The organism is Microcoleus sp. Z1_A1, from assembly GCF_036700305.1.
Lineage (GTDB): Bacteria > Cyanobacteriota > Cyanobacteriia > Cyanobacteriales > Microcoleaceae > Microcoleus.
The window spans coordinates 26769-32939 of sequence record NZ_JAUBOR010000013.1; the positions used below are offsets into that span (position 1 = coordinate 26769).

A 6171-nucleotide genomic window follows, 5' to 3' on the forward strand; every position below is an offset into this window, starting at 1 on the left:
GGAATGCACATCGCTTGGCTAGGAAAAAAATCACCTTTTTGCGGTAACGTCACTTACTCCAGGGAAGTCACCAACGCACTATTAGACCGGGGATACCAGGTTAGTTTTCTGCACTTTGCCCAAGAGGCGGACTCACTGGACAGGAACAATACGGGGTGGAGTATGGCAAATGGTTCATGGGGAAAGGGAATTACTCAAACCTCATATACCACTTCGCTCTCATCCGCCAGTTGCAACGAAGTCTCTTTACCCTGTCACTACAAATCGCAAATTTATACGATTCCCACTCTCAAGTCCCGCACAGTGCTGATGAAATCTCTGCGGCGGCTGAAACCAGATGTTGTTCACGCTTCCCTGACGCTTTCGCCTTTAGACTTTCTGCTGCCGGAAATTTGTCAAGAATTGAATTTGCCTTTGGTGGCGACTTTTCACCCGCCGTTCGATCGCAAATTGCGGAATTTGACATCGGGAACCCAACACCTGATGTATCAACTGTACGCTCCATTTTTGGCGAACTACGACTCGACGATCGTTTTTTCTCAGATTCAGCGGGATATATTGGTGAAGTTGGGAGTGCCACAGGAACGGGTAGCCGTGATTCCCAACGGCGTGGATGCCATTAAATATTCTCCAGGGCCTTCGGGGTTGAAGTCGGAATTAAAAGCCGATCGAATTTTTGTTTACCAAGGCCGCATTGCCCAGGAGAAAAATGTCGAGGCTTTGCTCAAGGCGTGGAAACACTGTAATTTTGGCCCTGGGAACGTATTGGCGATCGTAGGCGACGGGCCCCTAGCCGCCTCGCTGCAACTGTTTTACGGCGAAGATGATGGCATTGTGTGGCTCGGATTTGTCGCCGAGGAGGAACGCCGCATCGAAATCCTCCGGGGGGCAGACGTATTTATTTTGCCTTCTTTAGTGGAGGGACTGTCGCTGTCGTTGCTGGAAGCGATGGCCTGCGGTTTAGCTTGTTTGGCAACGGATGCCGGTGCTGACGGCGAGGCTTTGGAGGAAGGCGCGGGGATAGTTTTGAACACTCAGCGGGTACGGAGTCAGTTGCAAACCTTGCTGCCGCTGTTTTGCGATCATCCTGAGTTGGGAATGCTGCTTGGTCAAAAAGCACGCCAACGGGCGATGGAGCGATACACTCTCAGTCAGAATATTACTGAGTTGGAAAAGCTGTACTCAGAGGTTTTGCAAAGGCAGCGCGTACTAATTCGCGGTTTAGCATAATTCAGCAGGAAGAAGGAACTCCGAACCCGTTGAAATTAATCCGTGTATTCGTGTCAAAATCCGTGTCGTGCCTTCCTTCTTCCTTCGCATATGACTTATCGAAATCCCGCTCCTACAGTTGATATTATCATCGAATTAGCCGATCGCCCCCATCGCCCGATCATACTCATCGAACGCCGCAATATTCCCTACGGCTGGGCAATTCCCGGCGGCTTTGTCGATTACGGGGAAGCGGTAGAAACAGCGGCAAAACGCGAAGCTTTAGAAGAAACGAGTTTGAATGTAGAATTAATTGAGCAATTTTACGTTTATTCTGACCCAAATCGCGACGCCCGCCAACACACTATTAGTATTGTATTCTTGGCTTCGGCAACGGGCGAACCTCAAGCAGCCGACGATGCTAAAAATTTACAAATTTTTGAATCTTGGCAGATTCCTCGTGAATTGTGTTTCGATCACGATCGCATTTTACGAGATTATTGGCGTTACCGTCATTATGGATTGCGGCCGCGTTTGTAGGCTGAGGATTTGTTAACCACAGATGTAGGCGGATTAACGCAGATTGATTGCTATGATTTATCGGTGATTTATCTGTGTTAATCTGCGGTTAAATTCATTAAACTAAATTCTATGGCAAGCTTGACAATATTAGGCGGAGGTGCTTGGGGTTCGGCACTGGCCAATCTGGGAGGAAAAAAAGGCGATCGAGTTAATTTGTGGTCGCGCAGCAGTTCTGTTAATCTAGAATCAGTTATAACAGGTGCGGATGTTGTTGTTTCGGCAGTTTCGATGAAAGGAGTTGGAGCAACGGTCGATCGACTTTTGGCTTTACAGTTAAGTCCCAGTACAATTATAGTTACCGTCACCAAAGGTTTAGACCCCGCGACTACCCGCACTCCATCTCAAATTTGGCAAAATGCCTTTCCTAACAATTCAATAGTCGTACTTTCGGGCCCTAATCTTTCCGAGGAAATTCAGCAGGGCTTGCCGGCTGCAACGGTAGCGGCGAGTTTGGATTTAGCGGCGGCCAAGCAAGTGCAAAATATTTACAGTTCTGATATTTTTCGGGTTTATGTGAATGAAGACCCGCTGGGAACTGAGTTAGGTGGAACTTTGAAAAATGTATTTGCGATCGCCGCTGGTGTTTGCGACGGTTTACAATTAGGAACTAATGCTAAATCTGCTTTGCTGACTCGCGCTTTGCCGGAAATGATTCGGGTGGGGGTTCGTTTGGGAGCTCGCGCAGAAACTTTTTACGGTTTGTCGGGTTTGGGAGATTTGCTGGCTACTTGCAACAGTCCTTTATCGCGCAATTATCGGGTTGGTTTCGGATTAGCTGAAGGCAAATCTTTAGAGCAAATTTTGCAGGAATTGCAGAGCACTGCTGAGGGAGTCAATACTACTAATGTGTTGATTGATTTGGCCAATCAACGCGGCATAGAAGTGCCTGTTTCTCGTCAAGTTTATCGCTTGTTGAATGGGCAAATTACTCCTGAACACGCTGTTTTATCGCTGATGGAACGCACTTTAAAACCGGAGTAAGTAAGTTTTTTAGCATTAAAACTTAACTCTTTGGGCGGGCAAGATGCCACCCCACAAAAAGTTTTCAGAAAAACCATCCACCATAAATTCACTCTTTGTGGAACAGGCATCTTGCCTGTTGCTGACGCACTTTGAAACCGGAGTAACTAAGTTTTTTAGCATTAAAACTTAACTCTTTGGGCGGGCAAGATGCCCACCCCACAAAAAGTTTTCAGAAAAACCATCCACCATAAATTCACTCTTTGTGGAACAGGCATCTTGCCTGTTGCTGACTATGATGCAAGATGTGAGATGAATGCTATTTACTTACCGCCGTAATAAAAAGCGATTTCTTTCTCTTTCAGCGGTGCAAAGTTTGCCGCAACCAGCATTTTATCGAGTTCCTCTTGTCCGATGTGTTTGACACCGATTCGGACAATGCGCGATCGCATGGTATTTGACACGCCGCTGCGCTGTCTGCCGGCTTCTAATCCCATCACTTGCTGGTAGAGGTCTAATTTTGCTTGCGGAATCGGAGTACCGTCAAAGTCGATTCCAGAGGCGATCGCAACATCGATCGCATCTGCACCAGTTGTAGATTGAGCCGCTGAGTTTGTTTCTGAAGACATTGTGCTGTGTTATCAAAGTTTGCTGTGCCAGCATTTTATCAGAGAAGCTGCTACATAAATTATTCAATCTAAAATCTGGCGTTGCTGATTCACGGTATGAATAAAGTTTTATGGGAAGTTACATAACTCACGATAGTTGGCTTATAGTAATTCCGAAATTTTCCATTCATAAGCTGTTGCGCGTTTAAATTGCATATTCGGGACGGACTCGCGTGCCCATCCCACAATAATTTGAGTGATTTTTGACACACAATTTAAATGGAGAACAGCTTACCTGTATTCAGCAACGCCTAAAATCTAAAATCTAAAATCTAAAATCTAAAATCTAAAATCTAAAATCGATTGACTTCCTTCAAATCCACATTTCCGCCGCTCACAATCACGCCAATCCTCGCATTTTCAGCCGGCACAACACCTGAAAGCAAAGCCGCCGCCGCTAACACTCCCGTCGGTTCCACAACTATCTTCATGCGTTCCCACATAAAAAACATTGTGCTGCGAATTGCCTCTTCTGAAACTGTTGCCATATCATCAACATAATGCAGCACCAAAGGAAAGGTTAATTTCCCCAAAGATGGTGTGCGCGCACCGTCAGCAATCGTATCCGGGTTAATAACAGTTTGTAGCGTTTTCGTGCGGAACGATCGCGCCGCATCGTCTGCTTGCTCCGGTTCCACTCCTATTACTTTACACTGCGGAGACAAAGTTTTTGTCGCGATCGCACATCCCGACAGCAAACCCCCGCCCCCACAGCAAACCAGCAGCAAATCCAACTCCCCAACTTCTGCGATTAATTCCAGCGCCGCCGTACCTTGTCCCGCAATCACCCACGCATGATCATAAGGAGGAATAATTGTCAAGTGTCGTTCTGCGGCAATTTTAGCGGCTAACTCTTCGCGGGAAACTTGAGTGCGATCGTACAAAATAATCTCTGCACCGTAGCCGCGAGTCGCTTCTTGCTTGACTTTTGGCGCATCTGTCGGCATGACAACAGTAGCAGGAATCTGTAACAACTGGGCCGCAAGGGCGATCGCCTGCGCGTGATTTCCCGAAGAAAAAGTCAGCACTCCCCGCTGTTTTTCAGCTTCAGATAGCTGCATCAAAGCATTGCAAGCACCCCGAAATTTAAACGAACCCGTGCGCTGAAAGTTTTCGCACTTGAAAAATACCTGAGAATTTGTGCGTTTGTTGAAAGTTTCCGAAGTCAGCACCGGCGTCTTGAAAGCCTTGCCCTGCAAGCGATTTGCCGCCGCCTTCACATCCGCGAAACAGACTGACAAGGGATTTTGGGCACTCATAGATTTTAGATTAGGGCGATCGAGGACTCTATTTGTAGGGTGGGCATTGCCCGCTTCACTCTTACCATTAAACTATAAATTTTTATCATCAGCTTATGAATAATTATCATTAGCTGTGGCGCTTAATGGTTAAAAAAGCTGTGGACTCAAATCAAAGTTATGACAATTTACTATCAACAATTAAAGGGACGTTTGTACTTGCACAGGAGAGGGGTTAATCAATTAGGAGTGACGCATGGGGCCCAGAAACCTGGTTTTTTTACGAAAATACTTCGTTCGCACTCGAAGATGAGGTAAAAAACCCGGTTTCTTTGTCTAAGTGCGTCCATGTGAATACAAATTTAACCACCGCCGGATTAATTGTAGAGAAACGGCACGGCGGAGTGTCCTGATTTTCGGTAATATCAAATCCATTGGCATCGGAATTATTCATCTCTCTCTCCCCTTTCTCTGTATCCTCTGTGTCCTCTGCGGTTTAATCAACCGGAATGGATATAACGGGTAAAATAAACCGGATTGGATGGTGAAATTGCCCTCGCGAGTGCGATCGACTCCAACCATCGACAACAACGGAAAAAAGAACACGGCAATGCCATTTCCCTACCAAAAAAAGAGCAGCTAAATTGTTTAACAATTACCAAAAAAAAGGACACAGCATGGCTGTGTCCTTACCCGTATCTTGTAGGGACACAGCATGGCTGTGTCCCTAACCGTACCGATATCCCGATTAGGATTCTTGCCGTTTAGAACAAGAACAATTCAGTATTACCGGAAATTCCTAAATCGACATTATTGACAGTTGCAAACAAACTGTTACCGCCAACCGTAGAACCGTTGCTATCGTAATACAGTTTAGTAGACAAACCGTCGTAGATAGCCATGATGGACGGGCCGGTTAAAGTTGCTTCGAGCGCAGTTACAGAAACTGTGCTGCTGTAAGCGTAGAAACTCGAAGCCAAAGTCCCTCCGGTTGTAAACGCTGCAAAACCAGTTTTGTCGAGATTAATTACATCATCAGCAATGCTGTAATTGGTAATTACATCCCCGCCGTCAGCAGTAGTTCCGGTGAACACAAACACATCCGCACCAGCACCGCCGTTGAGAACATTGGTTCCCACACCACCGATTAAAGTGTCATTCCCCTCGCCGCCGAAGAGACTGTCGCTACCCGCGCCGCCGAAAATGCTGTCGTTACCTGCATCGCCGGAGATACTGTCGTTACCTGCACCGCCGTCGAAAATATCAGCACTCGATCCGCCGTTCAAGATGTCAGCAAACTCAGTGCCGGTGACGTTATTAGCTGTCGCACTTCCTGTAAATAAGACAGGAGTGGTGAAGTTGTAACCGCCAACACCAGAACCGAAGTTGTTAACTCCGCTTGTCGGGAAAGTACCGGGATTAGTGATTAAATCCACAACGCTACCTGAGTTGGTAGTAGTACCAGCAGGAGATGCGATCGTACCTGTAAATACAAAGTCCGCCGTTCCCAGATT

General features: G+C 46.7%; 7 protein-coding genes. 3 read left to right on the forward strand and 4 right to left on the reverse strand.

Annotated features, from left to right (window positions below):
• Positions 1 to 3: 3 nt before the first annotated feature.
• The 3 genes from QT973_RS10940 to QT973_RS10950 all read left to right on the forward strand — a co-directional run bounded on the left by QT973_RS10940 (position 4) and on the right by QT973_RS10950 (position 2772).
• Positions 4 to 1230: a glycosyltransferase family 4 protein gene (locus tag QT973_RS10940; RefSeq protein ID WP_333058011.1), complete on the forward strand. Its 1227-nt coding sequence runs from the start codon at positions 4 to 6 to the stop codon at positions 1228 to 1230.
• A 90-nt stretch (positions 1231 to 1320) separates the two neighbouring features.
• Positions 1321 to 1749 (forward strand): NUDIX hydrolase, encoded by a 429-nt coding sequence (locus QT973_RS10945; RefSeq protein ID WP_333058012.1) that lies wholly within the window; start codon positions 1321 to 1323, stop codon positions 1747 to 1749.
• Between the two features lie 111 nt (positions 1750 to 1860).
• Positions 1861 to 2772 carry an NAD(P)H-dependent glycerol-3-phosphate dehydrogenase gene (locus tag QT973_RS10950; protein WP_333391319.1) on the forward strand — a complete coding sequence of 304 codons (912 nt, stop codon included), beginning with the start codon at positions 1861 to 1863 and terminating at the stop codon, positions 2770 to 2772.
• A 302-nt stretch (positions 2773 to 3074) separates the two neighbouring features.
• Here the strand turns inward: QT973_RS10950 and QT973_RS10955 are convergent, their stop codons facing one another.
• From QT973_RS10955 to QT973_RS10970, 4 genes are all read right to left on the reverse strand, one after another.
• Entirely contained in the window at positions 3075 to 3380 is a 306-nt protein-coding gene (locus QT973_RS10955; RefSeq protein ID WP_190735614.1) for a small RNA NsiR4-regulated ssr1528 family protein, read from the reverse strand.
• Positions 3381 to 3712: 332 nt separating this feature from the next.
• Complete coding sequence (locus QT973_RS10960; protein ID WP_333391321.1) at positions 3713 to 4678, reverse strand: threo-3-hydroxy-L-aspartate ammonia-lyase; 966 nt, start codon at positions 4676 to 4678, stop codon at positions 3713 to 3715.
• A gap of 259 nt (positions 4679 to 4937) precedes the next feature.
• Positions 4938 to 5111, reverse strand: a complete 174-nt coding sequence (locus QT973_RS10965; protein WP_333391323.1) for a hypothetical protein — start codon at positions 5109 to 5111, stop codon at positions 4938 to 4940.
• A gap of 310 nt (positions 5112 to 5421) precedes the next feature.
• A partial coding sequence (locus QT973_RS10970; RefSeq protein ID WP_333260455.1) for a calcium-binding protein occupies positions 5422 to 6171 on the reverse strand: 750 nt, incomplete at its 5' end.

Excerpts from the sequence above, each read along its gene's own strand:
- QT973_RS10940 (WP_333058011.1), top strand. The coding sequence starts at position 4 with ATGCACATCGCTTGGCTAGGAAAAAAATCACCTTTTTGCGGTAACGTC.
- QT973_RS10945 (WP_333058012.1), top strand. The coding sequence starts at position 1,321 with ATGACTTATCGAAATCCCGCTCCTACAGTTGATATTATCATCGAATTA.
- QT973_RS10950 (WP_333391319.1), top strand. The coding sequence starts at position 1,861 with ATGGCAAGCTTGACAATATTAGGCGGAGGTGCTTGGGGTTCGGCACTG.
- QT973_RS10955 (WP_190735614.1), bottom strand. The coding sequence starts at position 3,380 with ATGTCTTCAGAAACAAACTCAGCGGCTCAATCTACAACTGGTGCAGAT.
- QT973_RS10960 (WP_333391321.1), bottom strand. The coding sequence starts at position 4,678 with ATGAGTGCCCAAAATCCCTTGTCAGTCTGTTTCGCGGATGTGAAGGCG.
- QT973_RS10965 (WP_333391323.1), bottom strand. The coding sequence starts at position 5,111 with ATGAATAATTCCGATGCCAATGGATTTGATATTACCGAAAATCAGGAC.